General features: G+C 67.8%; 22 protein-coding genes. 7 read left to right on the top strand and 15 right to left on the bottom strand.

From position 1 onward, the window contains the following. Positions 1 to 36: 36 nt before the first annotated feature. The 7 genes from ABD466_RS29110 to ABD466_RS29080 form a co-directional block, all read right to left on the bottom strand. On the bottom strand, positions 37 to 831 hold the full coding sequence (locus tag ABD466_RS29110) for an ABC transporter ATP-binding protein (protein WP_344660395.1): 795 nt from the start codon (positions 829 to 831) through the stop codon (positions 37 to 39). Next, complete coding sequence (locus ABD466_RS29105) at positions 816 to 1,592, bottom strand: ABC transporter permease (RefSeq protein WP_344660394.1); 777 nt, start codon at positions 1,590 to 1,592, stop codon at positions 816 to 818. The genes ABD466_RS29110 and ABD466_RS29105 overlap by 16 nt, the downstream gene beginning before the upstream one ends. Next, on the bottom strand, positions 1,585 to 2,568 hold the full coding sequence (locus ABD466_RS29100) for an ABC transporter substrate-binding protein (protein ID WP_344660393.1): 984 nt from the start codon (positions 2,566 to 2,568) through the stop codon (positions 1,585 to 1,587). Before ABD466_RS29100 ends, ABD466_RS29105 begins: the two co-directional genes overlap by 8 nt. 3 nt (positions 2,569 to 2,571) lie before the next feature. Next, positions 2,572 to 3,822, bottom strand: a complete 1,251-nt coding sequence (locus tag ABD466_RS29095; protein WP_344660392.1) for an MFS transporter — start codon at positions 3,820 to 3,822, stop codon at positions 2,572 to 2,574. A 90-nt stretch (positions 3,823 to 3,912) separates the two neighbouring features. Then, complete coding sequence (locus tag ABD466_RS29090) at positions 3,913 to 4,953, bottom strand: thioesterase domain-containing protein (protein ID WP_344660391.1); 1,041 nt, start codon at positions 4,951 to 4,953, stop codon at positions 3,913 to 3,915. Further along, on the bottom strand, positions 4,950 to 6,740 hold the full coding sequence (locus ABD466_RS29085) for a non-ribosomal peptide synthetase (RefSeq protein WP_344660390.1): 1,791 nt from the start codon (positions 6,738 to 6,740) through the stop codon (positions 4,950 to 4,952). Before ABD466_RS29085 ends, ABD466_RS29090 begins: the two co-directional genes overlap by 4 nt. Continuing rightward, positions 6,737 to 7,516, bottom strand: coding sequence for a hypothetical protein (locus tag ABD466_RS29080; RefSeq protein WP_344660389.1), 780 nt, complete (start codon positions 7,514 to 7,516; stop codon positions 6,737 to 6,739). The genes ABD466_RS29085 and ABD466_RS29080 overlap by 4 nt, the downstream gene beginning before the upstream one ends. A gap of 355 nt (positions 7,517 to 7,871) precedes the next feature. Between ABD466_RS29080 and ABD466_RS29075 the strand changes: the two genes are divergently transcribed. From ABD466_RS29075 to ABD466_RS29055, 5 genes are all read left to right on the top strand, one after another. Next, the gene (locus ABD466_RS29075; protein ID WP_344660388.1) at positions 7,872 to 10,928 is read left to right on the top strand and encodes an AMP-binding protein; all 3,057 of its coding nucleotides are present in this window, start codon (positions 7,872 to 7,874) and stop codon (positions 10,926 to 10,928) included. Positions 10,929 to 10,933: 5 nt separating this feature from the next. Further along, complete coding sequence (locus ABD466_RS29070) at positions 10,934 to 12,187, top strand: hypothetical protein (protein ID WP_344660387.1); 1,254 nt, start codon at positions 10,934 to 10,936, stop codon at positions 12,185 to 12,187. Positions 12,188 to 12,478: 291 nt separating this feature from the next. Then, positions 12,479 to 13,138, top strand: a complete 660-nt coding sequence (locus ABD466_RS29065) for a class I SAM-dependent methyltransferase (RefSeq protein ID WP_344660386.1) — start codon at positions 12,479 to 12,481, stop codon at positions 13,136 to 13,138. 36 nt (positions 13,139 to 13,174) lie between these two features. Beyond that, entirely contained in the window at positions 13,175 to 13,738 is a 564-nt protein-coding gene (locus tag ABD466_RS29060) for an LOG family protein (RefSeq protein WP_344660385.1), read from the top strand. Between the two features lie 27 nt (positions 13,739 to 13,765). Further along, positions 13,766 to 14,563, top strand: a complete 798-nt coding sequence (locus tag ABD466_RS29055; RefSeq protein ID WP_344660384.1) for a class I SAM-dependent methyltransferase — start codon at positions 13,766 to 13,768, stop codon at positions 14,561 to 14,563. Here ABD466_RS29055 and ABD466_RS29050 read toward each other — a convergent pair. From ABD466_RS29050 to pgfA, 7 genes are all read right to left on the bottom strand, one after another. Further along, entirely contained in the window at positions 14,558 to 15,568 is a 1,011-nt protein-coding gene (locus tag ABD466_RS29050; RefSeq protein ID WP_344660383.1) for an aldo/keto reductase, read from the bottom strand. The genes ABD466_RS29055 and ABD466_RS29050 overlap by 6 nt on opposite strands. Next, a complete protein-coding gene (locus ABD466_RS29045) occupies positions 15,565 to 17,181 on the bottom strand; it encodes an AMP-binding protein (RefSeq protein WP_344660382.1) in 1,617 nt (538 codons plus the stop codon). The genes ABD466_RS29050 and ABD466_RS29045 overlap by 4 nt, the downstream gene beginning before the upstream one ends. Before the next feature lie 370 nt (positions 17,182 to 17,551). Continuing rightward, positions 17,552 to 17,764, bottom strand: coding sequence for a Trm112 family protein (locus tag ABD466_RS29040; protein ID WP_344660381.1), 213 nt, complete (start codon positions 17,762 to 17,764; stop codon positions 17,552 to 17,554). Between the two features lie 18 nt (positions 17,765 to 17,782). Beyond that, the gene (locus tag ABD466_RS29035; protein WP_344660380.1) at positions 17,783 to 18,535 is read right to left on the bottom strand and encodes a class I SAM-dependent methyltransferase; all 753 of its coding nucleotides are present in this window, start codon (positions 18,533 to 18,535) and stop codon (positions 17,783 to 17,785) included. Continuing rightward, positions 18,532 to 19,845, bottom strand: a complete 1,314-nt coding sequence (locus ABD466_RS29030; protein ID WP_344660379.1) for a condensation domain-containing protein — start codon at positions 19,843 to 19,845, stop codon at positions 18,532 to 18,534. The genes ABD466_RS29035 and ABD466_RS29030 overlap by 4 nt, the downstream gene beginning before the upstream one ends. Then, complete coding sequence (locus ABD466_RS29025) at positions 19,842 to 20,339, bottom strand: class I SAM-dependent methyltransferase (RefSeq protein WP_344660378.1); 498 nt, start codon at positions 20,337 to 20,339, stop codon at positions 19,842 to 19,844. Before ABD466_RS29025 ends, ABD466_RS29030 begins: the two co-directional genes overlap by 4 nt. Beyond that, on the bottom strand, positions 20,336 to 21,328 hold the full coding sequence (gene pgfA, locus ABD466_RS29020; RefSeq protein WP_344660377.1) for a cell envelope lipid trafficking protein PgfA: 993 nt from the start codon (positions 21,326 to 21,328) through the stop codon (positions 20,336 to 20,338). The genes ABD466_RS29025 and pgfA overlap by 4 nt, the downstream gene beginning before the upstream one ends. 115 nt (positions 21,329 to 21,443) lie before the next feature. On the opposite strand from pgfA, the gene ABD466_RS29015 reads away from it, so the two are divergent. Next, positions 21,444 to 22,361: an alpha/beta fold hydrolase gene (locus ABD466_RS29015; RefSeq protein ID WP_344660376.1), complete on the top strand. Its 918-nt coding sequence runs from the start codon at positions 21,444 to 21,446 to the stop codon at positions 22,359 to 22,361. On the opposite strand, the gene ABD466_RS29010 is transcribed toward ABD466_RS29015, so the two are convergent. Next, a complete protein-coding gene (locus ABD466_RS29010) occupies positions 22,343 to 22,513 on the bottom strand; it encodes a hypothetical protein (RefSeq protein ID WP_344660375.1) in 171 nt (56 codons plus the stop codon). The two genes, ABD466_RS29015 and ABD466_RS29010, sit on opposite strands and share 19 nt — an antisense overlap. 74 nt (positions 22,514 to 22,587) lie before the next feature. Between ABD466_RS29010 and ABD466_RS29005 the strand changes: the two genes are divergently transcribed. Continuing rightward, positions 22,588 to 26,714: alpha-(1->3)-arabinofuranosyltransferase domain-containing protein (locus ABD466_RS29005; RefSeq protein ID WP_344660374.1), on the top strand; the 4,127-nt coding region annotated here is incomplete at its 3' end.

The raw sequence follows: 26,714 nt of genomic DNA, 5'->3' as shown, positions 1-26,714 counted from the left end.
GGAAGCGTCGGCCGGCAGCGAGTGGCGAGGCCGGCTTCATTCACGACGGCCATCGGCATCCACGAGAAGTTGATGGCTCCATGACCCGGTATCCGCATGTCGTTCGACGAAGGCGACCAGTCGGTCGAGCTGCTCATGTTCGGCGAGGTGCCGGTCCAGTATGTGTTCCGCCAGGGGCTCTGCGGGGTGACCTGCAAGGACCACGACGCGATCGGCCAGATGTGCGGCGTCGCCGAGGTCATGGGTGACGATCACAGTGGTCAGCTGGGTCCGGCGTACGAGATCAGCGAGTTGCTGCCGCACCTTGCGTTTGGTCATGACATCGAGGGCGGACATGGGTTCGTCGAGCAGCAGGAGGTCGGGACGGACCACGAGTGCGCGTGCGATCGCTGCTCGCTGGCGCATGCCACCGGAGAGCTGGTGCGGATATCGGTCTGCGGCGTCCGTCAGACCGACCGCATCCAGGGCCTGTTGAGTGCGCTCACGCCGCTCACGTCGCGGTACTCGGGCCACCTCCAAGGGAAAGTCGACGTTGCGGCGCGTCGACCGCCAAGGAAAGAGGCCGTACTCCTGGAACACCACGGAGATGCGCTGGGACGGTCGTACCAGCCGGCTGCCGTCGAACCAGATCTCGCCGCTGTCCGCGGGAATCAAGCCGGCGAGGATCTGTAACAGTGTCGTCTTGCCGACGCCGCTGGGTCCGACAATCGCGAGTACCTCTTGCCGGTGCACGGTGAGATCGAAGGAGCGAAGTACGAGCCCGGAACCCGGATAGGTCTTCTGGAGTCGCTCTGCTCGCAAGAGGGCTGATCCGCTCACGCCGACCGCCACCGCAGAAGCCGGCGCTGCGTCGCGGCGACGATGGAGTTCATGATGAGGCCGGCCGCTCCGATGACGACGATCGCAGCGTACATGTCGGTGATCCGGAAGACCTGTGACCATTCCAGGATGCGGAACCCCAGCCCTGAGTTGGATCCGAGCATCTCGGCGGCGACCACAGCGAGCCATGCCGAACCGATCGCCAGCCGTAGCCCCGTCAAGTAATGGCCCATACTCGCCGGCACGAGCACGCTGGTTGCGACCTTGAGTCGGCCGGCACCGGTCGCGCGGGCCGAACGGACAAGAGTCGGGTCCACCGCGTCCAGGCCCTCCAGGAGGTTGAGGAAGATCGGCACCCACGCGCACCAGACGATGATCGCTACGGCGCTGGCCCGCCCGATCCCGAAAAGCAGCAGGAACGCAGGCAGCAGGGCCAGCGGGGCGATGCCGCGGACGAGTTCCACTAGTGGGGAGATGAACTCTCGTAGCCATTTGAACCTGAATGTGGCCGCCGCGAGCGGCAGTGATACCAGGTGAGCTAGGACGACACCGTACGTGATGGCGATGAGACTCGCCAGCAAGTCGCCGGCCAGAGGGCCGTGGATCAACAGACCGGGGAGCGCCCGAAACACTGCACTCGGTGGCGGCAAGTATGTTGAATCGACGAGGCCGAGCCTTGCGGCTGCTTCCCAGCAACCGCCGGCCATGGCCACTCCCAGGACACCCAGCAGCCACTGACGGCCGGGCGCCGGCGTACGCGTGGCGTCAGGCATTGAACGTGAGGTCGAGAATGTCTGCAGCGGACAGATGGGGTGCTGTTTTGAGTTCTCCGTACTCGCGCATCGTGTCCACCCAGAACTGGACGTCGGCCGGGCGTACAAGAGCGTCAGTGGTGTAGCGGTGCGATACCATGTCGCTGGGTTGGAGACCCAGCCGGGAGGCCATGATCGTGGTCGCCTCTGCCGGGTTGTCATGCATGAACTGAATGGTCTTGCGGTAGCCGGTGAGAAAGCCGCGTACTGCCTTCGGGCTCTTCTGAATGAAGTCACGGGTGAAGAACACCAGCGAGAACTGCCTCTCACCGAGCACCGTCGCGCCAGTGAACAGGAGGCGCGCGGAGCTGTCCTTGGCGAGTTGCACTGAATAAGGGTCGATGATTCCCGCCACGTCGATCTGTCGGGACAAAAGGGCCTGGCCCTGTCGTTCGTGCGGCAGTAACACGAACTGTACGTCGTCCTTCGTCAGACCTGCTTTGCCCAGAGCGATCAGAGCGGTGTAGTAGAATGAGCCCGACAGCGCGTTCGTGCCGATCTTCTTACCTCGCAGATCCGCGGCCGTCTTGATAGGGCTGTCGTTGCGGACGAACCATTGCTGCAGGGGAGCGTCGCCGAACTCGGTTTGCGAGTCGGCCACACCTGCCACCTTCACTCCGGCCGCTGCGGCTTCAGCTATTCCGGTGATGGCTGAGTGCCCAGCGTCGAGTTGTCCCGTCCCCGCCGCTTGCACGACGGCGGGACCGCTGTTGAAGGAGCCGGTGAGCTGCACGTCCACCCCGGCCTCGCGAAAGAATCCCTTTTCGACTCCGACATAGACCGGCTGGAAGTTGCGGAAGAATCCCCAGCGCACCACTGGCAGCGCTGTGGAACCGGCTGGACTGGATTTGGCACTGCTGCAACCGGACAGCAGGGGACCGGCTGCCGAGCCGGCCAGCATTAGCAGGGCTTTACGACGGTCTATTCCAGCGGACATCAGTCACTCCTGAGGAGAAGGTCGATCGGCGAGGGTAACGGCGGCGCCGGCACTGACCACGGGGATCACAGCGGCGATGATCGGGAAAGCGAGTCCGGCGACGACCCATCCGGCGAATCCGTGCGGGAGGATCAGATCGGTCACCACGACGGGTCCGATGAGTGTCTCCAAGGCGGTGCACATGGCGAAGACGCCTTGATACTGGCCCTGGGCATGCGCGGGTGCCAGCTCGAAACCGAACGTCCACATTGCCGCCGAGGACCACAGCTCGCAGCAGGTCAGCAGTACGACTCCGAGGCCGAGGGCCAAGCTCGCGGCGACCGCACCGCGGCCGCCTGCCCACCCGATCAGCACGCACGCCGGTATGAGGATCAGGCTCGCCCGCAGCATGGCGCGGCTCGCCGCACGTACGGTGTTGATACCGCGGCTTGCGGGGACCTGCAGGGCGATGGCCATCACCGTGTTGAGGAAGAACAAGAGCGCCACCAGGGAGCGCGGTGCCCCCGTGTGGACGGTGATCCATAGCGGCAGACCGATGGTCAGCATGCTGTGGTTGATCAGGAGTAGTCCACACAGCGCTCCGACTGTGATGAACCTACGGTCTCGCAGCGCCGCCCATCGTCCGGCGTCGACTGGGGCGTCGACCGGGTGGTCACGAGGTAGCCGCGCCGTGACCAGCGCCGTGACGAGTGCGGCACTGACGACGGCGAACAACAGCATCAGATAGCCGACACGGTTGTCCATCTGGAGCGGGCCCGCTGCCAGCAGCGTGCCGAATGCGGCACCGGCATTGAACACCGACCGGTTGTACGCCTTGATCCGTACCCGTCCCTCCCGTCCCATCAGGTGGGCGATGAGCGTGTTCCGGGCGACGACGCCGCCGCGTTCGGTGACGCCGAGGAGCGCCACGAGCGGTAGGAATGCGACGAACGAGTGGATCAAAGCGTAGGAGGCGAGCAGCCCCGCCTGCGACAGGGACAGGATGATCGACAGCTTGCGGGCTCCGGATCGGTCGGCGAGCCGGCCTATGCCGATCGAGCTGATCAGCCCGGTCGCTCCCGCAACAGCGAGGCCCGTTCCCACCTGTTCCGCGGTCAGCCCCGCCGAACGTACGAGGAACAGCGCGGTACTGGTCGTGAAGGCGCCGAATCCGATGGCGTTGGCCAGCGTGGCGAGCGCGAGCAGCCGCGCCGCCCCTGGGGGCGGAAGAGTCCGTCGCAGAAGCCTGGGACGGTCCTGTGCCGGGACGGTCACCGATCCACCAGCCTTTCCACGGATGCTGAAATGACACTCCTGTTTGGCGCTATCCGCGCCGGTCGAGATGGTCTGCGCCGCGTCAGGAGCTCACGTGAGGACGCCGGTTCGGCCATGCCGGTCAACAGTGGTCTTGATGACGTCGGCGATGGTGGCGGCGTGCGGCTCACCCGTGATGTGGTAATGATCGGCCGGAACGTCGTGAACGGTCACGGTCCGAGCCAGGCCGGTCCATCCGAGATCAGCGGCCAGTCCCTCCTCGGCCGCGGCGCGGAGGACGACGACGTCGACGGATGACGGGGCCACGACGTAGTTCCGAGCCGCGTCGAGCATCACGTCGTACATGCGCAGCATTCGGTGGACCTGGTCCGGACCGGTCTCCTGTGGCAGAGCTCCGGAGTCCACCGCGGCGCTCCAGATCGCCTGCGCTCGGTCGTCGGTCGTCATCCTCAGCAGCATGTCGATGTCGAGGTCGAGCCGGAGCGCGTTTCGGACCAGGCTGCGGACCGGGTAGCCGAAATCTGTCTGGAGTTCGACGCCGGCGTCGGCATCGATCAGGAAGAGAGGACCCTGATGTCCCGACTGCCGTGCGACCTCATAGGCGAGTAGTCCGCCCAGCGAATAGCCGACGAGTACCGCCTTCTCGATGCCGCCGCTCGCCTGGATGGCTTCCAGGTAAGCGGCACCCATACTCTCGATGGTCTTCTGCGGAGACTCGCCCTCTCTGAGCCCTCGGGCCTGCAGTCCGTATACATCGAAGCGGTCGCTGAGGTGCTCGGCGAGCACCGAGTAGCGCGTCAGAGTGCCGGCAACCGCATGGAAGCAGTAGACGGCGTTCAAACGGCCGGATGCGCGCAGAGGGATCAGACAGCCGGTGGAGGCTATCGACTTCTGAACACGCAGAGAGTGCACGAGCCCACGAACCGTGGGATTCTCCAGCAGAAGCTCCAAGCTGACAGGCAGGTTCAGCTCTCGGCGCGCAGCCGCGATCATGCGCACAGCGACGAGCGAGTCGCCGAGGCTGAAGAAGTTGTCATCGGCTCCCACTCGGGGCACGCCGAGAACCCTTTGCCAGAGTCGCCTCAGACCGGCCTCGAGCTGATCACTTGTTGGTTCCCCCGTTTCGTTCACAGACCGGCCTCCTCTACAGATGATTCCGCGACGGCCGCTGCAGACAGCGCCCTCAGCGTCCGGTGGCGGAAGACGTCGCGGGGGCTGAGCGCGATGCCTGACGCCTGCGCCCGGGCGCAGAAGCGGATCGCGTCGATCGAATCGCCTCCGCATCCGAAGAAGTCCGAGCCGGCGTCAGGTGCGGCGCCGAGGATGTCCGTCCAGATGTCCCTCAGCGTCGAAGGGATGTCGATCGCGCTTGGCGGCGCCGGGAGGGTGGAGGCCAGTCGGCTCAGTGCCGCGCGGTCGGTCTTGCCGTTGGGCAGGTGAGGAAGGTCGGGGAGGAACTCCAGGCGCGATGGAACCATGTAGCCGGGCAGCTGTTCAGAAAGGGCCTGACGGATGTCAGCCGGCACAGGGCCGGCTCCACGAACGAAACAGACGACCTCGCTGTCATGCACCAGGACGGCGACGGTCTCGTCCACAGCGAGCTCTCGGGCGACGACCGCGGCGATCTCGTCGAGTTCGACCCGGTATCCCGAGATCTTCACCTGGTGATCGGCACGACCGACGAACTCCAGCTCACCACCTCGCTCTCGGACGAGGTCACCGGTGCGGTAGAGCCGGGTGCGAACGCTTGCGGCAGATTCGCCGAGGGCGTCCAAGAAGCGTTCGGCGGTGAGTTCCGTACGGTGCAGATAGCCCTGGGCCAGCCCGGGGCCACTGATGAAAAGCTCTCCGATGGCGCCCTCAGGGACAGGGCGCAGCTCGCTGTCGAGCACATGAACCGTCGTGCCTGGAATGGGGCGGCCGATCGGAGTGGGATCCGGCGCCGCAGGCGTACAGAGGTGGACTGTCGCCCAGACGGTGGCTTCGGTGGGTCCGTACTCGTTGTAGAGGTCTGATTGCGCGGTCACGCGATAGTGATCGGCGACGAGTCGCGGCGGGCACGGCTCACCAGCCACGATCACCCGACGGAGCTCGCCTAGTGCCGCCTCCGGTGCGCCGTCCAGCAGAATCCGATAGGCGGAGGGGACAGCGATCAGATCGGTGACCGCAAGCCCGGTTACGCCGACATCCAACCAGTGGGGGATCGATGTGGGCCTGCGCGGAGGGAGGAAGAGCGCGCCGCCTTCGGCGAGGGTCCAGAAAATCCCGGCCACCGAGGAGTCGAACGCGATCGAGCTGGTCATGGCGAGGGTACGCGGTCCAGAGCCGTAATATTCGACGCGGGCGGCCGTCGAGTAGACGAGGTTGCGGTGCGTAATTGCCACCGCTTTGGGGATTCCCGTGGACCCGGAGGTGTAGATGACGTAGGCGAGGTCGTCGGCCTCAGCGACTTCCGGCAGTCGTTCGGCGGAACACGTGGCGACAGTGGGAGCGTCGATGGGGATCACCCGTGCCGAACTCGGGTCGATCCAGTCAAGACCGGTGTCTTGCGCCAGCACAGCCCGACAGCGGCTGTCAGCGAGCATGAAGTTCAACCGGTCACGGGGATAGACGGGGTCCAACGGCACGTAGAACCCACCGGCGCGAAGCACAGCCAGTATCGCCACCGGCACCCCCAGACCGGTGGATACGGCGATGCCCACCGCATCGCCGCGGCGTACGCCGGAGTGGTCGCGCAGGAACCGGGCAAGCCGGTTGGCACGTGCGTCCAGCTCTCGGTAGGTCATCGTCGCCCCGTCCGCGACCACTGCCACGGCGTCGGGGGTCTGCTCGACCCATCGATCCGTCAAGTACGCGGCGGTGATCTGCTCAGCGAGGTCGCGCGCCGCTGGACGGCTGATGGGGGCTGGAACGGTCATGCCGCGCCCGAATCGCCGGTGTGGAGGTCTGCCGCATCCACGGCTTCTCGAAGCACCTTTCGGACGACGTCACCGCCCATCGGGCCGCGTGGGTCGGGGGGCTGGAAATGGCGGATGACCGGTGTTCCGGGATCCAACAGAGAACTGAGGTCGACGTCATCGCGAGTATGTACAACGTGTACCGGCGCAGCGAGCGCAATGGTCTGAGGCGCTACGGAGGACGACAGGAACCCGAGCCAGGATACGTACAGGCTGCGCAGCTCCGTGGCCACCAGATCGCGCTCGTCGTCACGAAGGTCGTGGAAATCGCAGTACTGCGCGATCAGCGAGTCGAGCCAGGGTTCGAAGTCGCCCACGGAGACTTCCGGCGCGTCGGCCGCGCCCAGCTTGATCGCCAGATTGGCCGATGCCGAGGTGACGTCGTCGAGTGTGACGGCCTGTGGGTCGATGAGCATGACTCCGGCCAGCAGGTCCGCGCCCAGCTCGTCGGCAAGGGTGAGGGCAAGGCCGGCTCCGCTGCAGTACGCCATGATGAGTACCCGCCCATCACCGTCCATGTGCGGCATGAGCGCCCGAGCCCGGTCTCGGAGACTGGCGTGAGGACTGCCGATCCGTCGGTCGAGCAGGTCTAGGCGGCGGACTCGATGCCCCGGGATCGAAGCGAGGAGCGCATCGAAACTCCGGCCGTCGTCGAGGCCGAGGAACTCCAGAGCAACGGCTCTCATGGACATACCGGTGCGGAAGTGTGCGGGATGGTTGTCCAGCAGAGATGCCATGGCGATCCGTCCGGTTCCCGTATGCCTGCCGTCGTGGTCAACGTCGCTGCATATGGCCGGGCCTGTCGATCGCGCCTGCTCCACTCCCCCCGGCTCCTGCGGTCGCAGCCAACTGTGTTGACGCACACCGCTGAAACAGCCATCTGAGTCTAGGCAGCGCACGGCAGGCGATCAAGTCCTATTGCGGGGCAGTGCCGTTACTGTCAGTGCGCTGTCATCACCGTGGTGGTCGGGTCGGCTGCGGGCCGGTCGTACGACGCAGCGATGTATACTCCCGGAGATCGATCTTGAAATTCTCGCCCCCGAAGTCACGAGCATCCGTGCGCGGGGACACGCGCAGGAACGGGGAGGATCGATGGACGAGCCCTGTCATGTTTCGAACACACTTCTTAACAGGTTCCTCATTCAGGTTGCGTGCCAGCCGCACGCCCCGGCCGTCCGTGAGGGCGGTCGCACACTCACCTATGCCCAGGTGAGCGCGGCGGCGGCGGTCCGCGCCGAACGCTTGGCAAACAGTGGCGTCGGCTCCGGTGACCGGGTTGCCGTCATCCTGTCGCGATGTGCCGATGCTGTGACGTACTACCTGGCGGCCATGGCGTGCGGCGCGGCCTACGTCCATATCGACCCTGCCGATCCTCCTGGACGCCGACGGTTGTTGGTGGAACTGTGTCGGCCGGCCGCCGTCGTCGTCGCGGCTGATGCGGAAGGCGTCACGGAAGGGCTCGCGGTGTACGTCGACGTTCCCGGCGAGACCGACCATCTCTCACCGTCATGTCTGTCCGGCATCGATCGCGCGAGGGCTTCAGGGGCCGATGATGTCGCGTATGCGGCCTTCACGTCGGGCAGTACTGGGATGCCGAAGGCCGTCGAGGTGACACACACGGCGATCCTCAACCTCCTTGACGCCGTCGACGAGCGTGCGGGCCGTCCACGCCCACTTGTGTCGAGTTGGTGGACGAGCCCGCGGTTCGACGTCTCCGTTTGGGAGGTTTGGAGCGCAATCGCCGGTGGCAGCTGTGTCGCGGTGGTGCCAGATCGCGCCCGGCTGGACGCTGATGCATTCCTCGACCACCTCGCCCAGGTGGGAGTCACGAGCGCATTCGTTCCTGCGGCGTTCGTCGGCACGCTTGCTGACCGGGCGGTCGACGGCCTCGTCTTTCCTGAGGGACTGCGACGGGCTCTGGTCGGCGTGGAGCCCATCGATGGTCGCCTGTTGGCGTCCCTGGTGAAGGCGCGGCCACAGCTCGCAGTGATCAACGGTTATGGACCGACGGAGGCCACCGTATGCTGCAGTCTGTTTCTGGTCACGGCGGCCTGGTCGCCTGATCCCGGAGAGCGCACGCCTATCGGTACCGCGATCGCCGGCAGCGAGCTTCTCGTCGTCGACGAGGACGACTTGCCGGTAGCCGACGGCGTGGCGGGCGAACTCGTTGTCGTCGGCCGTGGGGTGGCGCGTGGATACCTGAACGGTGAACTGGGCGGATTCACAGAGTGGGCGGGGCGCCCGGCATACCGCACAGGGGACGTCGTGGTCCGCGACCCGGACGGGAACCTGATGTTCGTCGGTCGGCGAGATCGGCAGATCAAGATCCGCGGCTATCGGCTCGAGCCCGCCGAGGTGGAGACGACTCTGCATCGGGTCGCGGGGCTCACCGGCGCGCACGTCATGGCGGTTGCCGACCCCACCGGAACGGTGCTTGTGGCGTTCGTGGTTCCGGCGGCTCAGTTCGACGAGGCCTCAGTGCGGGAGGCATTGGCCGACCGCCTCCCGCCGTATGCGATCCCTGCCCGGATCATCACGCTGACGGACATGCCTCAGACCGATGCCGGGAAGATCGACGAAGAGGGGCTGCGGCGTACCGCGCTTGCCCATCTTGCGTCCCGCCGGACGGGACAGCTGCCACGGCCGGGAGAGGGCATTGCGCAGATCATCACTCGGCATTGGTGCGACGTTCTCGGCCCCGGCCATGACGGACTCGGCTTCGTCGCCGCGGGCGGGACGTCTCTGGACGCGATGAAGCTGGCAAGTTTGATTCGGGCTGAGACCCGCCTCAGCATCACCGCCGCCGACGTGTTGAGCGCGGCGGGGGTCGACGATCTCGTCGGCTTGCGAATGGCTGACGTGCCTGCGCACTACACCAAGCCAGGTGCGATGCGCTCCACGCTGCACCCCGGTCAGATGGGTATCTGGGCGCACGAGCAGATCACGGGCGATCGCGGCATGTACCTGGAGGTGGTGTGCTTCGCTCTACCCTCTGATGTGAACCGCGAGCGGCTTGTCGCCTCACTCCACGCCGCTGCAGCTGCGCACCCGGTCTTCGGTGCGCGTCTTGAGATGGGTGAGGCCGGCCCGGACATCATCCTTGCCGCACATCCGGTGCCCATCCTGCCCATGACCGGCCGGACTCTGCGGACCTCGATCGACGAAGTCAAGCTGCGGCTCGCCGCGCCAGGGGCACCGCTGTGTGAGATGCGCATCGTCGATTGCGCAGCTGAGGGACTGTTCCTCGTGCTCGCCTGGCACCATTTGGTGGTTGACGACGTTTCGGTCGAGCTCTTCCTGGCCGACGTCGAGTCGGCGTTCGCCGGTGCCACCCCGGACACGGCGGCGGGCTATGGCGGCCGCACCTTCTGCGACCTGGCCGTTGACCTGACGGTCGCCGATCGTACGGCCGAATCCGCGGCAGCGGCGCGCTCCTTCGCGACGGAACTGGCCGAGGGCGGTCTGCCGACGATGTGGGGGCCTGACGTCGACGACGTCGGATCACACCATCGGGCGCTGCTGGACATTCCCGCCGCCGATCACCACCGACAGACGGCCTGGTGGAGGCGGGAGGGCGTGACCGACGTGGCGATGTACGCCGCAGTGCTCGCGATCATCCTCGACCAGTGCTGGCCCGGCCAGGCTCCTATCATCGGTTTACCACGATCCCGGAGGCTGGGACCCGAGGACTTCCGTGTCAGCGGGTACGGCATCGACACGGCACTCTTGCGACTCCATGTCGGCGATCCAGGCGATGTCCTGGCGACAGCCCGGGATGCAATGCGCTGGCTGGGCCGGTGGCTGGGCCCGTCAGCGCCCTCGTTGCGCTCGGTTGTCCGTCATCTCCGTGCCACTGCCACCACCGACCGGCAGCCGCCGGATGCGATGCTGGCAGTGGGACGACTGCCCGTGCTGCGGCTGGGCAGTGAGGTCTTCCCGCCGCTCGTCGATCCGGCGCCGGTGCCCAAGTTCCCCGTTGTGCTCGATGTGCGCCAGTCCGCCGCCGGCGGCGGTGTTCATCTAGATCTGCAGGCCCAGGCCGGTCACGTCACCGGCATCCAGTTCTCGACCATGATCTCGGGTTTGACGACGCTTCTCAGCTCACAGGAATCGGCCAGGGACGTCCAGGTCATAACCCATAGGAGGTAGATGCCTTGCCGGACACATTCTCGTCGGTTCATCCGCTCGGAGTCGAGGCGCTGCCGGTGGTTCCGCGCTTTCCCGTGCCGCGCGTCCCGGACCCACCCGTGCGCGAACTCAACCGCAGGACGGTGGCGAGCTACTACACGAACCGGGTAGTGGCGCGGATCCGAGTGCGCGGCACGGACGAGACGGTCGCGATCATCGACAAGGCCTTTCCGCACAGCCGGTTCGACATCATGCTCCTGGTGGCCAACGACGAGGTCCGCGGTTCCTGCGCCGATCTGGACGACCAGACTTCGGGCGTCGTCTGGGCTTTGGCTTCATCGTTCCGCGAGTACATCGCAAGACCCGAGATCAGTCACCGCTTCCAGCTCGCCGAAGCCGAGGTCCACCAGGTCTTCAACTATTCGAGGGACACGGTGGACCGCGAGAACGGACAGTTCTATGACAAGCGGTTTCATCTCCACATGAACTGCTGGCCGGGTAGTGATCTGGCCGGCATCGAGCCGGTGCCCCTCGGGTCGATAGCAGATGTCTACACGCGCCGCAGAATGCTCGATCCTCTGGCCTACTTGGGACCGCGCATCATGCGCGATCGCCTGGGAGCGGAGGCCGACGGCTACAAGGTCATGCCTGTCGATGTCGGCTTCGACATCGACAGGCGGCTGCCGCCCGGACTCAAGGTGCGCCTCGACGGATGGCATTCGCTTGGCGAGGCCCGCTTCGACAGGCTGCTTCGGCGGCTGCACACGTCGGCGGAGGACGCGTACAAGGCCATCTACACGGCCGTGACAGGCCGGCCTCACGTCCCTAGCGAGTGGAAGCGCGAGAAGCTGCTCGATCCGGCGGCCATCTGGGAAAGCCTCGGCCGGATCGCATGGCTGGGAAGCGATACTCGTCGGCTCGTGCACGAACTCGTATCGCGCCTGCGTGACGTATCCGAAGCGGACATGCTGCTCTTCCGTTCGGACGCGGTGGCGGCCGCGCGGCATTTGACACTGGCGGGACTCGACTACTCCATCGCGTTGTGCTCCAGCCCATCAGAGAAAGACCGCCCGTTTGTGGTCATGCAATTCAGGCTGCTCGGCGATGTGGGCAGCGCCAGTTTGCCACCTCTGCGGGATGCCAGCATGGCCTTGCTGGACAGGCGCAACGGTCCCGTCCTGTCCGAAACAGAGTCGCTGAGGCGACGTGAGTTCATCGAGGGATTCGTGAATGACGCGATGCCAAAGCTGCTTGCGGCAAATCGTGGATACCTGCTCTAGCGTCCTGCGCCGGAAATCCGGTGCCCGACGGCTGAGGCGAGCTTGTGGTGTGAAGGTGATGGAAATCGGCTTCAGGGGCGGGCCTGGCAAGTCGGATGAACTGCCTCGACCTGGTTGGTCGTGGCTGTTCAGCTTGGCCGCGCGGCGGTCGAGGCACCGGCGCCGCCAAGGTCGTTCCTGGAGTCGATTTCCGCAGCGGATTTCCGGCGCAGGACACTTATCTGTGGACTTCACCCACGCGTGGATGTCCTCGGCCGGAGGGCGTCTTCGCCGTCACGGTAGGGTATCGGCATGACACATGCAGGGGTTGATTATTGGAACTCGTATTTTCGAGAGCTGCGACAAGCGGGCGATGATCTGGACTGGGGCGAGGAGTGGGTCGCGCCGTTCATCGCCCCCTTGAGCGACCACGATGTTCGCCGCCTGCTTGAGCTCGGTTGTGGTAGCGGCAACGACGCGATGCGGATCGCACAGCACGACATCGCTGTGACGGCAGTCGACCTCTCCACCGAGGCGATCGGGTGGGCGAGGGAACGATACGGCTCGATGGTCGACTTCATGGCCATGGACATCTCTGGCGGTCTTCCTTTTGTCGGCGACGAGTTCGATGCGGTGATGTCCAACGTCGCGCTGCACATGTTCGGCGACGAGGTGACTCGTGCCATTTTCGCCGAAGTGCGCCGAGTGACCCGACCAGGCGGGTTGTTCCTGTTCCATGTGAATGCCGTCGAAGACCGTCAACTGCGCGAAGCCCGGCGGCCGGTGGCGCGCGAGCTCGAGGAGAATTACGTGCTGGAGCAATCCGGACAGACCGTCCGCTTCTTCTCGCAAGCTTACCTGCGCGAGCTGCTGTCGGATTGGGCAGACGTGGAGCTGGCGCTTGTCGAGATCCTGGACCCGGATACGGGCCAGGCGTTCAAACGAGTCTGGCGCGGAATCGCCCGCAGGTGACACAAGATTCGCTCAGGAGAGAGGGGGCGCCGGAGGATGCCCACTGTCGGTGTGTTCTGTGGCTCGAACGTCGGCATCGGGGATCGCCATCTCCGGCAGGCCGCAAGTGTCGGTCGGGAGGCCGCCCTACGCGGGTACTCCGTCATTGTCGGCGGTGGGCTGGTTTCCTGCATGGGCGCCGTCGCCGAGGCGGCACGACACTGTGGTGCGCACGTGGACGTGATCGTTCCCCGCGTCATCATGGAGCGGAGCTGCCTCGACGACTTGCCGGATGACGCACTCGTGACAGACGACATCTGGGAGTGGAAGCGGGAGATAGGCCGCCGCGCGGATGCGTTCTTGGTCCTGCCCGGTGGTCTGGGTACTCTCACGGAATTACTGGAAGTGTGGAGCGGGCGCACGCTGGGCACTCACTACAAGCCGATCGCGGTTGTGGACGCCGAGGGAGTTTTCGCACCCTTGCGTGACTTCGTCGTCCGCCTGGTCGACCTGGGGTTCTCCCGCACCGCGTCGATGAACGTCCTCTCCTGGGCCGCGTCGGCGGCCGAAGCCTTCGACCATCTCGAGCGGCATCCGGCGGCGGAACAGCCAGCCGGATGACCGTCGACAACCATGACATTGGAGGGCATGATGCCGATCGAGAACGTGACGACGATCGAGCGTGACTGGAATCGCCTCTATAATGAGTTTCCTGAGCGATATGACGAATTCGCCGAGGCTCAGGACCCCACAGATACGATGGCTCATGTAAGCGGCCACGTCGATCTCGCCGGAAAGGTCGTTCTCGACATCGGTGGCGGCTCCGGAAAGTACGCGCGTTGCCTCGCCCCCGAAGCCGCACTCGTCCACTGCCTCGATCCCTGCCTGCCTCTCATCGAGGTCGCGGAACGCCGTGCTCGCGAACTCGGCGCCACCAACATCGTTACCGGTCAGGCCGAAGCGCAGAAGGTCCCTCTGGGCGATGCGACTGTCGATGTCGTCCTCGCCGCGCATTCGATCTCGGCGATCGCCGCGCGTGACTTCAGCACGCCTGGACACGCTTCCGCCGACGTGTCGGAGAGCAGGTTCGCCGAGCGCGCTCTCGCAGTCACCGAATTGCTGCGGGTGCTGCGACCGGGTGGATGGCTGTTCTCGCTCACCCCCGCGCCTGACAACTACGGTGGTGAGCTCAGCGAGATCGTTCTCGGAGCGGACGGAGCCGAGTGGAGCCGGGGCAAACTGCGTTTCATCCGCTGGATGAGCGACGAATTCGGATTCGTCTCGACTCCCATCCGTGCCGACTGGAAGTTCCCCGACGGGGACGAGGCCGCCCGGGTGTTCGGTTTCGTCTACGGTGCCGAGGCCGCCGACTTCCTGCGCCAGCACGACGTTCGGACGATCGAGAACCGGCTTGTCATCCAGACTCTGCGCAAGCCTCGCTCATGACGGAGCGCTCAGACAGTCGTCGATCTCCTTCAGCTCCAAATCGGTGAACTCAGCCCGTTTCTGCGCTGCGAAGTTCTCGTCGAGCTGCTGCACGCTGCTGACGCCCATGATCACGCTTGTTATTCGGTCGTCACGAAGGGCCCACGACAACGCCAGCTGTGCCAGGCTCTGCCCACGACGCGACGCGACGTGGCGCAGAGCACGAACGCGGGCCAGCGTCTCATCGCCGACTTTCTGCAGCGACAGCGACCTGCCTTGCCCGGCACGAGACCCATCGGGTACTCCGTCGCCGTATTTGCCAGTCAGGACGCCTTGGGCGAGCGGAGAGAACGTCGCACAGCCGATGTTCAGCTCGGCGACTGTGTCAAGGAGATCGCGCTCGATCCCGCGATTGAGCATGGAGTACTCGGGCTGGTGCAGCAGCAGAGGCGTACCCAGCTCGTGCAGGATCTGCGCCGCATGGCGGGTGCCCTCCGGCGAGTAGGACGAGATCGCTGGGTAGCGGATCTTCCCCTGACGCGCCGCGGTGGACAACGCGAGCATCGTCTCTTCGATCGGGGTGTCCGGATCCGGGCGATGAGAGTAGAAGACGTCGACGTGGTCCACGCCCAGTCGGCGCAGACTCTGATCGAGGCCGGCGAGGAGATGCTTTCGTGATGCTCCACCGCCGTAGGGGCCAGGCCACATCGGGTACCCCGCCTTGGTGGAGATCAGGAGTTCGTCACGGTGCGCGGCGAGTTCTGTCCGCAGAATGCGACCGAAACTCTCCTCGGCCGAGCCGTCCGGCCTGCCGTACTTGTCGGCGAGGTCGAAATGGTTGATGCCGAGGTCGAACGCGCGGCAGATGATGCTGCGCTGGTTGTCCAGTGCGAAGTCGTCGCCGAAGCTGTACCAGAGTCCGAGCGACAGCGCCGGAAGCTTCAGGCCGGAAGCGCCGCAACGTCGATAGTGACTCCGTCGGTAACGGTTCTCATCAGGTGTGTATCCCAAGGTCGTAGCCTTCACTCTGGGACGATGCGATAGCAGCCGCCCGAATCCTGCGTGCCGCGGCGTCCCGTGAAGAACCGCTCGTGGCGCTCACCGCCGAGGTGCATCTGCCGGAACCGTTCTGGTCGGCCCCAGATGGTCTGCGGCATGCCCGGCCACGGCCTACGGATATAGATGTCGCCGACCAGGCCGGAGCCCGGTTCCATCATCCGTCCCTGGTCGTCGTAGACGGCGCCGTACAGGCCGAGAGCCAGAGGCCAATGGTCCTCGGGAGAGACCGGATGCAACGCGGGCGCCACACCGCCGAGGAGGCCGCCTGCCTCGTGCTCCCACCACGTTTCGGTCAGTGCGGCACGGCGCCGGCCGACGGTCTCGTCGAACCAACGCCGGGTATCTGGCGCCAGTTGCGTGCCGAAGACTCCGATGTGCTTGAAATCGTGTCTGTACCTTGCCGGCTCCGCGGGTCCGAGTCGTCGGAGAAGCTCGACCGCGTCGGCATCCGCATGGAAGGCTGTTATTCCATGCCGTTCGGCGATCCGCCAGGGTCGACCGGCGTCGGGATAGGTGAGAGACCCCTCATAGAGCACGCTGGTCGCGCCGAGAGCCAATGGCCCGTATATCAATGCCGTATGACCGGTCAGGCCACCTGGGTCGGCTGCGCACCAGTGCGTGTCGGGTATGTGTATGTCGTAGTAGTACTTGCAGATCCCTGCCGCATACGCGAGGTAGCCCGCCGTGCTGTACTGATACCCGCTCGGTCCAGCGACCGTGTCGGCATACAGCAGGAACAACGGCGCTTCTGCAGGCATCGGGACGGGCTCGACGGTCTTGCCACGATGGTCTGTCACTGCGTCATTGCAAAAGAAGTCGCGACCTTCGACCATGTCTGCACGTGAGCTGTACTCCCGCGGCCAGCGCCGCCAGACCAGCACACTCTCTACCGCGTGACCACGCGTGCGCGCAATGCGGAGAGCATCGTCGGTGACTGCCTTGTGATCGCACAGCTCGCCCGCCCGGTACTTGCCGTCCATGGTGACCACCACGCGACTGCCTGAATCGGTGATCTGCGTCGCGCACCCCTCGGGATCCGTTTCAGGATCGATGACACAATGGATCGCACCGAGCCGCGCGCAGGCGAGCATGCTGACCGGTAGTTCCGGAACCGTCGGCAGGTGGATCGCGACGCGGTCGCCGGCGGTCACCCCGAACGTGTCGCGCAAGAGCGCGGCGAACTCATTGACCTTCCGGAATAGCACCTGGTACGTCATCGCGCGTGGGCCGTCGCTCTCGGGCTCCGGCACCCAAATGAACGCGGCCTTGTTCCGGTCGTGTGCCAGATGGCGGTCCACACAGTTGAAAGAGACATTGAGCTGGCCCCCGGCAAACCATGTCCAGTACTCCGAGCCGGGTTCCAGGACCGTTTTCCATGCGGTGTCCCAGGACAGGAGGTTCCCATAAAGCGCGAAGCAATCTGGGAAGTTCTCCTCCGCGAACCGAAGGACGATGTGCTGGTCGGATTCGTCTTCTGACCCAGTAGAGCCTGTCGCAGTGCAGCTGGACGGTTCCCGCAGGCCGCGCGGCTGCCTGTCCCCCCGGGCCATAGCCTGGCCTTTCGCGTCGTTGCCGTCCACGCGAGCGTCAGGAGTCTGTTGCGGCGGCACATGTGCTCAATGTGATCAGCATATCGTGTCCTCGGGAGTGCGGTCCGTTCGGTGTCGATCGCGATCCTCCTGGTCAGGCGATGCGTCGCCCTGGGGTTACGCGACAGGCTTTGGTCCGCAGATTCGCTACCCGCTGTTGCCGACGCTTGCCTTCGGTGCCTCCACCAGCCGCGACAACTTGCGCAGCTACCTGGGCCGAACATCGCGTGCTGGTGTGGATGGATGAGGTGGCCACGATGTTGGACGTGCTCGTTGCCGAAGAGGGCTGAATCGCACTGGGCTCATGCCCGGGGACGGCTTTGACGGCACGTCGGGACTGTAGTGCGGTCACCTGGACTGGTCACCTGAGGCTGCTACCTCGCATCAAGCGAGCGTGTTCGGCGTCGTCGACCGGGAGCGCCTGGTCGGGCAGGAGGACCGGAACGTCGTTCACGATGCGGTAACGGCGGCGCAGACGCGGGTTGTAGAGGGCTGTATCTGATTCCACGTAGAGCAGTGGGCCTTTGTCGATCGGGCAGGAGAGGAGGGCTAGCAGGTCGGGGTCCAGGGGCATGGGGCACCTATCCGTCGTCTAGCGGTGGCCGGACTTGAGCGGGTCGGCCGGGCGGTGCGGCTTGGTCGCGGCGATGAGCAGGATCGCGGCTGTGGACGCCCGGCGCCGGAACATGCGGTCGAGCGTCTTCAAGCCGCGCGGCACGTCGTGGTAGGTGGCGCCGTCGATGCGGTTCACGTGGAAGCCGTTGGTGGTGAGGAGGCTGGTCAGGGCGCGGCGGGTGAACAGGTGGAGGTGGCCGACCACTTCGCTGCCGGGGCGGCCGTGGATGGCGCGCAGGCTCACCTCGCTGAACAGTGGCTGGATGCCGAGGAGGAGCAGGCTCCTGTTGAACCACGCGGCCAGGTTGGGGGTGGACAGCAGGAGGGTGCCGCCCGGTCGCAGGACCCTCAGGAGCTCGGTGAGGGCGGCGTCGGTGTCGATCAGATGCTCGATGATCTCGCTGAACACGACCACGTCGACCGACGCGTCGGCGAGCGGCAGGCCGGGGGCGTCCACCGAGCCCTGGATGACGGTGAGCCCGAGGGAGCGGGCCCGCTTCACGGCCTCGGCGGACCAGTCCATCCCGATCACCTCGTGACCGGGGCAGGCCCGTGCGGCCTGTGCGGTGGCTGCTCCGTCGCCGCAGCCGACGTCGAGGATCCGCATCGGGCGGCCGGTGGCGCGGACGATCTCGGTCAGCATGCTGATCTGCCGAACGGTGCGATCCCGGCCTGAGGCGATGGTGGTCGCAGGGTCCTCATACAGGGCGCGCAGGGTGGTCATGGTCATGCGACGGCTCCGGTCGTTCCGGTGGCTTCGGTGACGGCGGCGATCTCGGCGGCGAGACTGTGGACCTTGCTGACGAGCAGCGTCGCGAACTCGTCGGCCGCGGACGTGTCGAGGAGAGCGTGACGGTGGCGGACTGTCAGGTGGAGCCGACCGCCGTACGTGGTCGCGCCGACCGAAAGGCCGCGTGGCATCGGCGCCGGCGGCGAGGCCCACAGCCGATCGATCTCGCCGGCGCCCTGGAAACAGAAGGAGCCGGGGATGCGCCCGATGTTCGACAGACAGGTCGTGTCGGTGACGGCACCGGCGGCGACCCGGCCCGCCGCCAGTAGCGCGCGCCGGAGGGTGTACGGCAGCCGGCCCGCGCCGAGTACCGCGCCGACCAGCCCGGCTGGACGCGGGTTCGCGTGCCGCTTCGCCTCATCGGTCTGTCGAGTGATGGCATCGAGCAGGCGCCGCGAGTCGGTTCGGTCGGCGTCCGTCACGCCGATCGACACGATCCGCGACAGGTTGCCGAGGAACTCCAGGCGATGCTGAGCCGGCCGGGCGTTGAGCGGCATCGTGATCGTCATCCGGTCGTGGGCGGACGCGTGGCGCCGGTTCCAAGCCGCGACCGTCTCGAAGAGCGCGGCGAGCAGCACGTCGTTCACCGACGCCCCGTGCCATCGCGCGGCGCTCAGGGCCGCGGTCGGCTCAGGGTCGAGAACGCGCAGGGCGAAGCCGTAGCCGGGGCCGGGGGAGTGTGTGTCGCCGGCGATCCTCGCCGTCCGGTGCGGGGCCACCGGGGTGTGCGAGGGCTTACCGGCCTGCTGCTCGTGCGGGGCAGTGGCGGTGCGGACGGTCAGCGGGTCGATCGGCGGCACGGGATCGGGTTCCCCGGAGTAGGCGGCGACGATGGAGCGCATCAGCCTCAGACACGAGACGCCGTCGAACAGTGCGTGGTGCGCGCCAAGCAGCACGGCGTCCCGCTCCGGTGTCTTGATCAGCCGCAGCCGCATCAGAGGGCTGTTTCGGAGGTCGACCGGCTCGGCGAACAACCGCTCCCGCTCGGCGTCGATGCTCCCGCCGCACACGGCCAGCGGATCGAGGTCGGCGTGCTCGGCGATCTCCCAGTAGGAGCGGCGCGCCGGCCCGGCCGGATGACGCCGTGCGCGCAGCAGCGGGTGGGCGGCCAGCACCTCCCGCACGGCGCGGCGCAGCCGGTCGGCGTCGATCGAGCCGGGGACCTGGACCTCGAAGTGGATGGTGTTCGGTTCGGCGCGCCGTTCGAAGACCCGGCCCAGTTCGTCGACGGGAGTGAAGGCGATCCTCATGTCAGCCTGCGCAGCAGGTGGGCGCCGTGGCCGCGGCCGGGGATCCGGACGACGTCGTCGCGGGTCTTCAGGTGCCGTCCCAGACTCTTGGCCTCGTCGGGATCGCCGATCACGGCCACCAGGCCGCCGGGCCGCGTCACTCGGATCAGTTCCGCGAGATAGCCGAGCGGGTCCGGGCCGGCCGCCAGCCGGGTTCGGGAGACGCAGAGGTCGACGACGCGGTCCGGCAGCGGCAGCCAGCAGCCGTCCGCCAGCACGTCGGGCGCGTGCTGCGGGCCGCCGTCGTGGCGCAGGGCCAGTTCGAGGACCCGGCTGTCCCGGCCGCCGGCGCGCAGGGCTTCGACGGCCGCGCGTCCGCCCGCGCCGACGACCAGGACCCGGGTGAGGGGGCCGGTCGCGGCGGCGGCGATGCGGGTCGCGACGGCGCGGGTGACGCGGTCGACGGCCGGGGGCGGCGGGGCGGGGGCGACCGGCGCCCGGGTGGTGATCGTCATGGCGTGACGAGTCCTTCGACGGGTTCGGGAAGCGGGTCCGGTCGGCGGGAGCGGCCGCGCACGGCCATCCCGACGCCGGTCAGTACGGCCGCGGTGCCCAGTCCGGACGCGGCGAGCGGAAGGGTCGTGGTGACCAGGGCGAGCCTGGCGTCGTCCCGGTCCGCGCGGTCGGAGGTGGCCGCGATCGTGGCGGCGGTGGAGGAGACGTCGACGTCGAGGGCGACGGCCGCGTCGGCGGTCCCGCCCGGCGCGCGCAGGGTGACGCGCAGATGGCTGCTGCCCTCGATGGGCGCACCGGTCATGGGGTCGACGAGGGTGATCTCGCGGGGATTCGCGTAGTACTCGTCGGCGGCCACGACGTCCGAGGTGGTCAGGCCGACGACGCCGCCGGGTACGGAGATCGAGCCGATCCGGACCGCGGGCACCGTGCCGGCGAACCGGTACAGCAGGCGCCCGTCGACGGTCTGTGTGCCGTCGAAGTGGGCGACGTAGTACTGCTTGGCGGTGGCGTCCCAGACCTCGTAGTCATGTTTGCCGAGTTCGAAGGGGAACTTCAGGTAGGCGGTCCCGGCAGCCGGGAGGTCAGGGATCGGCACAGTATCGGCGCAGCAGGGCTTCGGGGCGTCGGTGTGCCGGTCGAAGACCCAGCGGTCCACGCTGAAGCTGAAGGCCTGCCGGGGATCGGGTGCGGAGATCGTGGCCGGGGTGTCGGTGCGGGTGGCCACGTCCCAGACCGCGTAGCCGGTGTGCTCGCCGTCGGCGACGTCGCCGAGGACGTGCCGGGTGATCGTGATCTGCGCCGGACCGGCCTCCTTGCCGGTCGCGGGGTCCAGATACGTGCCGGTTCCGACGCTGACATCGGTGGAGTCGATGTCCAGCGGCGCCAGTTCCACCCGCGGCAGCACCCAGATTCGCAGCAGCGGCACGAGGGTGAAGGAGAATGCTGCGATCGCCGTGGCGGCTGTGATGGCGAAGGATCGGCGGCGCACGGGAACTCCCGGTGGGCGGTCGGTGCGGTCGGTGGCGGTCCTACTGCGCTGAACAGTGGTGGGAAACGTACGACGCTGTTGACGATTCGTCAATAATGCCGTCACACTGCTGGCCATGCTCGCGTTTCTGTTGAAGGTGTCGGCGGAGCCGGTCCGGCCGCCGCGGCCGCCGGGCGAGTTCATCAGGATCGACGGCGTCGTGCTGCACGTGGTGCGCTCCGGCCCGGTCGACGGCCCGATCGTCGTGATGTGCTCCGGACTCGGCGGCGCGTGGCTGAGCTGGGACACGGTGACGCCGCTGCTCGCCGGCCGCTGCCATGTCGTGCGCTTCGACCGGCCGGGGCTCGGGTGGAGCGCGCCCGACCCGAGGGCGCCGACCGCCGCGCGCGAGGCGTACCGGATGCGGTCGCTGCTGCGCGGGCTCGGCCTGCCGGGACCGTACATCCTGGTCGGACACTCGCTCGGCGGGTTGTTCGGCGAGGCGTTCGCCCGGCTGTATCCCGAGCTCACCGCAGGGCTCGTGCTCACGGAGTCCGCCTGTGAGCCGGTCGAGGAGTTCGGGCGGCACCGCGAGCTGAAGCTGCGCGCCGCGCGGACGTGCGGCGCGATCGCACAGCGCGTCGGCGCGAGCCAGTTCCTCGGCCCGACGCTCAGGGAACTCGGCGTGCGGACCCAGTCCCGGCGCGGCGTCGAGACCGCCGATGCCGCGCACGCCCACGGTGCCTTCTGCCACGGCGCCACGGTCACCGCGGCGATGATCGAACGCGTCACCTGCTATGACATGTCCGCCGAACTCGGCCGCCTGCGCCGGACCCATCCGATGCCGGATGTGCCGACGTATGTTCTGTCGGCGACCGGTCCGCGCAGCGATCCCACAGCGGTGCACGCCTGGCGGCGTCACCAGCGCGACCTGGCGGCGCTTCTGACCGCCGAGCACCGCGAGATCGCGGACTCGGCCCACTTGATGCCCATCGACCGCCCGGACGCCATCGCCGCCGCGGTCCTCGAGACGGTTCACCGGGGGGCTTGGTAGCTGAACAACGGGTCGTGGTGGTCCTGCGGCCGCGGGTCGCCGGCCGCGACGATCAGCACGGCGGCGCCCCAGGCCGCGGCGGAGCCGGCCACAGCGGCGAGGGCCAGCCGGATCAGGGTGCTCCGGGCCCCTGAAACTTTCGCAGCACTCATACGAGCGAGCGTATTGACGAAGTGTCAACACGACAATAGCGTCTCCAGGCGCGGTCCTTACGAGAGGAACGAGCATGAGCGTCGCGAGCGGCACGGTCCTGTCCCGGCCGGGCAGTGCGGCCACCCCGGACCCGGGCGACCGCCCGGCCGGCCGCCGCTGGCTGCTCGCCGCCTGGTTGTCCGCCCTCGTCGCCCTGCTCGCCGAAGCGCCGGGCCGGATGGTGTTCGACACCAAGCTCGGTGTGGACATCGACCCGGCCGGCTTCCTCGGGCGGCTGTGGCATCTGTGGAACCCGCTGGAGTCGATGGGCCGGCTCGACGACCAGTACGTCGGCTACGCCTTCCCGATGGCGCCGTTCTACGGCCTGGCCCGGCTCATCCGCCTTCCGGTCTGGATCACCGAGCGGCTGTGGATGTCGCTCATCCTGGCCGCCGCCTTCTGGGGCCTGGTGCGGCTCGCCGAGGCCCTCGGCATCGGCGCACCGCGCGGTCGGCTTGTGGCAGGAGTCTGCTATGCGCTGTGGCCGACGTTCACGATCCTGATCGGTTCCACCTCGGCGGCGGTACTCCCGGTGGCTTTGGTGCCGTGGGCCGTCCTTCCGCTGGTCAAGGGCTCACAAGGCGGAAACCCGGTCGCCGCCGCGGCGCGCTCGGCTCTGGCGGTGCTGGGCATGGGCGGCGTGAACGGTGTGATCACGCTGCTGGCGTTGATCGCCCCGTTCCTGTTCCTCGTGACGCGCACCCCGGGACGACGTCGCAGGGTCCTCATCATCTGGTGGATCCCCTGCGTCGGAGCCGCGGTGCTGTGGTGGCTCGCCCCGCTGCTCTACATGGGCCGCTACGGATTCAACTTCCTGCCCTACATCGAGACCGCACGCACCTCGACCCGGACCATGTCGGCCACGGCGGCTTTGCGCGGCGCGGGCAACTGGACCGCCTATCTGCACTTCGGATCGCCGTTCCTGATCGCCGGCTGGGTGATGGTGGCCTCGTGGGCGGCGATCCTGGGCGCCGCGGTGGTCTCCGCGGCCGGGCTGGCGGGCGTGGCGCGGGGCGATCTGCCGGAGGCCCGGTGGCTGCGGTCCTGCCTCGCGGTCGCGGCGCTGGTCGCGCTGGCCGGTTACGCGGGATCGTTCGGCGGCCCCTTCCACGGGGCCTTCCAGCGTCTGCTCGACGGCCCCGCCGCGCCCTTCCGCAACGTCTACAAGTTCGAGCCGCTGATCGGCCTGGTGCTCACCCTTGGCGCGGCTCATGTGCTCGCCGCTGTCGAAACGCCCCGCGTACGCCCCTGGATGTCGCTGGTGGCCGCCCTTGTCGCGGCGGCCGCGCTGTGCGGGACGGCACTGCCGTATCTGTCCGGCCGGGTCCTGGAATCCGGTTCGTTCAAGGCGGTGCCGGACTACTGGAAACAGACCGCTGACTTCCTCGCCGCGAACAGCCCCCGCACCGACGCGCTCCTGGAACCCGCGGCCTCGCACGGCTTCTACAGCTGGGGCTCGCCGATCGACGAGCCGCTGGAGCCGCTGGGCCGTTCGCCCTGGGTGCACCGCTATATCGCGCCGATCGGCAGCCCCGGCGGGCAGCGGATGCTCGACGGGCTGGAGGCTTCCTTCGCCTCGGCCGAGAGGATCGCCGGGCTGCCCGCCTACCTGGCCCGGGCCGGCATCCGGTACGTCGTGGTCCGCTCCGACCTCGACCAGAAGCAGTTCGACTACATCTCGCCGGTCCTGATCCACCGCACGCTCGACTTGTCGGGCTTCGTGCAAGTGGCGCACTTCGGCCCGGTGCTGCCGGCCGCGCCGATCCAGCCGGGGACGCCGCTGGGCGTCGCCGCCACCGTCGAGCGGTTCTACGCGGTCGAGATCTACCAGGCCGCCGATCCGGCCGCCCGGCCGGCGCAGCCGGCGCGCCTGCTCCCGGTGGCGGCCACCGTCCAGGCCAGCGGCGGACCGGAATCGTTGCTCCAGACCGCGGACAGCGGCCTGATCGACGGCCGCGCGGTCCGGTTCACCGGCGACGTGACCGGGGCCGACCCGCTCGGTGCACAGGCCCCGCTGCTGGTCACCGACGGCCTGAGGCGGGCCGACACGACGTTCGGCCTGGCCCGCGACAACATCTCCTACACCTACACCGCCACCGAGACCAGTCCGCCGGGCCGTCAGGACGGCAGCGCCGGCAAACCGCCACGGCAGATCCTGCCGTTCTCCGGAATCGACCATCAGAGCACCGCCGTGCTCGACGGGGCGGCGTCCGTGCAGGCGTCGACGTTCGGTTCGTGGCTGCTCCAATCCCCGCAGTACGACCCGGTCAACGCCTTCGACGCGGATCCGGGGACCGCCTGGGCCGAAGGCGATCCGAGCACGCCGGACGGCCAGTGGCTCCAGATCACCTTCGACCATCCGATCGACCTGTCGGCCCCGATCGGGGTGCGGCTCCTCGACGACAGCGTCCTGCGCCCGATCGCCACCCGGCTGCGGGTCACCACGGATCAGGGGTCTGTCACCGACGACGTGACCGCGACCCCCGACAGCCAGCCGCTGGCCGTCCCGCCGGGCCGGACCACGAGGCTGCGCGTGACGATCGACGCCGCGCGCGGCGGCGTCCCCGGCGGCTTCGGCGCGGGCATCACCGACCTCACTGTCCCCGGCGTGCACGTCACGCGGTACATCCAGGCGCCGCACGACACCACCACGGCCGGACGGGACCTCACTTTGTCGTTCCACCGGCAGACGATCGGCCAGACGCTGTACTCCGCCGGCGATCCGGAGACCGGGCTGTACCGGCAGTTCACCCTCGACGCGCCGGCGACGTTCAGCACGTCGCTGGCCGCGGTCTCGGCGGCCGGGCCGGCGCTGGACGCGTTCCTGGACGGGACCACGAGGCTCGGGCTCGCCAGCAGCCCAGGCCTGCGCATCACCACCAGCCCGGCGCTCGGCGACCTGCCGGCGTTCCGGCCCGAGAACCTCGCCGACGGCTCCTACCTGACCGGATGGCTGGCCGGAGACGACCACCCCGCGGTCCACCTGGCGTGGCCGGACGAGCGCACTCTGGACAAGATGACGCTGATCAGCCCGGCGGGATATGCCGCGCCGCCGCTGAGCGTGCATATCGAAAGCCCTGCGGGGACCCGGGACGCGCAGGTCGGCCCGGACGGCACGGTGACGTTCCCGGCCCTGCGGACCGACCGGATCGACATCACCTTCCCGTCCATCGCGAACGTGCAGCTCTATGACCCCGTGGCCGGCGCCGACCGGAACCTGCCCCTCGGCCTGTCAGAGATCTACATCCCCGCGCTGTCGGATCTGCGCTTGGCGCCGACGGACGTGTCCATGCCCTTCCAGCTGCCGTGCGGTCAGGGGCCGGCCATCACGATCGACGGCCGGGACTACCCCACGTCCGCGTCCGGCACACTGGGTGACCTGCTTTACCGGACTCCCGTGACTGTGCGTCTGTGCACTGACAACGCCTCCCTGAAGCTGGGCGCGGGCACGCACCGGATCGCCGCACCCGGGTTCGGGGGATCGCTGGCGGTCAGTGACCTGACGCTCTCCACGACCGCCGCCGGGGCCGAGCCGGCCACCTCGACGCCGGCCACGGGCGCCCAGCCGCGCAGCGTAGACATCGCCTCCTGGGACGCGGAGCGGCGGACCCTCGACGTCGGTCCCGGCGACGCCGCGTACCTCGAAGTCCATGAGAACCAGGCGAAGGGCTGGACCGCGAGCCTGGACGGCCACCGGCTCACGCCGGTACGGCTCGACGGCTGGCAGCAGGGCTATCTGATCCCGGCCGGCGCCGGAGGCCTGGTCACCCTGACCTACACACCGGCCACCGGCTACCGGCTGACGCTGCTTCTCGGCATCGCCGTAGCCGCCCTGCTGGCCGGGTTCGCCATGCTCGCCGGCGGCATCCGGCGCTGGGACGGGCTCGAGCCATCGAGCGCGGCCGAGCCGTGGGGCCCGTGGGCCGTCGTCGTCGGCGGCACCGTCGTCCTCGCCGTGGCCGCCGGACCGGTCGCCGTGGCGCTACCGCTGCTGTATCTGGCCGGACGGCGCTGGGCGTGGGCCCCGCCCGTGCTGGCGTTCGCGGCCTTCGTCGCCGCCGGGACCATCGCCGCCGTGTCGGCCGCCGGACCCGCCCCCTCACGCGGTTCGGTCGCGCCGGTGCCCGGACCCGCCGCCGCGGCGGTCAAGACCGTCGCGGC

It is taken from the genome of Catenulispora subtropica, from assembly GCF_039531675.1.
Taxonomy (GTDB): Bacteria; Actinomycetota; Actinomycetes; order Streptomycetales; family Catenulisporaceae; genus Catenulispora; species Catenulispora subtropica.
Note: the sequence above shows the minus strand (reverse complement) of the source record. Positions and strands in the feature narration are given on the sequence as shown.

Coding starts and splice junctions, on each gene's coding strand:
- ABD466_RS29075 (WP_344660388.1), top strand. CDS start 7,872: ATGGACGAGCCCTGTCATGTTTCGAACACACTTCTTAACAGGTTCCTC.
- ABD466_RS29015 (WP_344660376.1), top strand. CDS start 21,444: ATGCTCGCGTTTCTGTTGAAGGTGTCGGCGGAGCCGGTCCGGCCGCCG.
- ABD466_RS29065 (WP_344660386.1), top strand. CDS start 12,479: ATGACACATGCAGGGGTTGATTATTGGAACTCGTATTTTCGAGAGCTG.
- ABD466_RS29085 (WP_344660390.1), bottom strand. CDS start 6,740: ATGACCGTTCCAGCCCCCATCAGCCGTCCAGCGGCGCGCGACCTCGCT.
- ABD466_RS29025 (WP_344660378.1), bottom strand. CDS start 20,339: ATGACGATCACCACCCGGGCGCCGGTCGCCCCCGCCCCGCCGCCCCCG.
- ABD466_RS29030 (WP_344660379.1), bottom strand. CDS start 19,845: ATGAGGATCGCCTTCACTCCCGTCGACGAACTGGGCCGGGTCTTCGAA.
- ABD466_RS29105 (WP_344660394.1), bottom strand. CDS start 1,592: ATGCCTGACGCCACGCGTACGCCGGCGCCCGGCCGTCAGTGGCTGCTG.
- ABD466_RS29040 (WP_344660381.1), bottom strand. CDS start 17,764: ATGCCCCTGGACCCCGACCTGCTAGCCCTCCTCTCCTGCCCGATCGAC.
- ABD466_RS29010 (WP_344660375.1), bottom strand. CDS start 22,513: ATGAGTGCTGCGAAAGTTTCAGGGGCCCGGAGCACCCTGATCCGGCTG.
- ABD466_RS29035 (WP_344660380.1), bottom strand. CDS start 18,535: ATGACCATGACCACCCTGCGCGCCCTGTATGAGGACCCTGCGACCACC.
- ABD466_RS29080 (WP_344660389.1), bottom strand. CDS start 7,516: ATGGCATCTCTGCTGGACAACCATCCCGCACACTTCCGCACCGGTATG.
- ABD466_RS29060 (WP_344660385.1), top strand. CDS start 13,175: ATGCCCACTGTCGGTGTGTTCTGTGGCTCGAACGTCGGCATCGGGGAT.
- ABD466_RS29055 (WP_344660384.1), top strand. CDS start 13,766: ATGATGCCGATCGAGAACGTGACGACGATCGAGCGTGACTGGAATCGC.
- ABD466_RS29100 (WP_344660393.1), bottom strand. CDS start 2,568: ATGTCCGCTGGAATAGACCGTCGTAAAGCCCTGCTAATGCTGGCCGGC.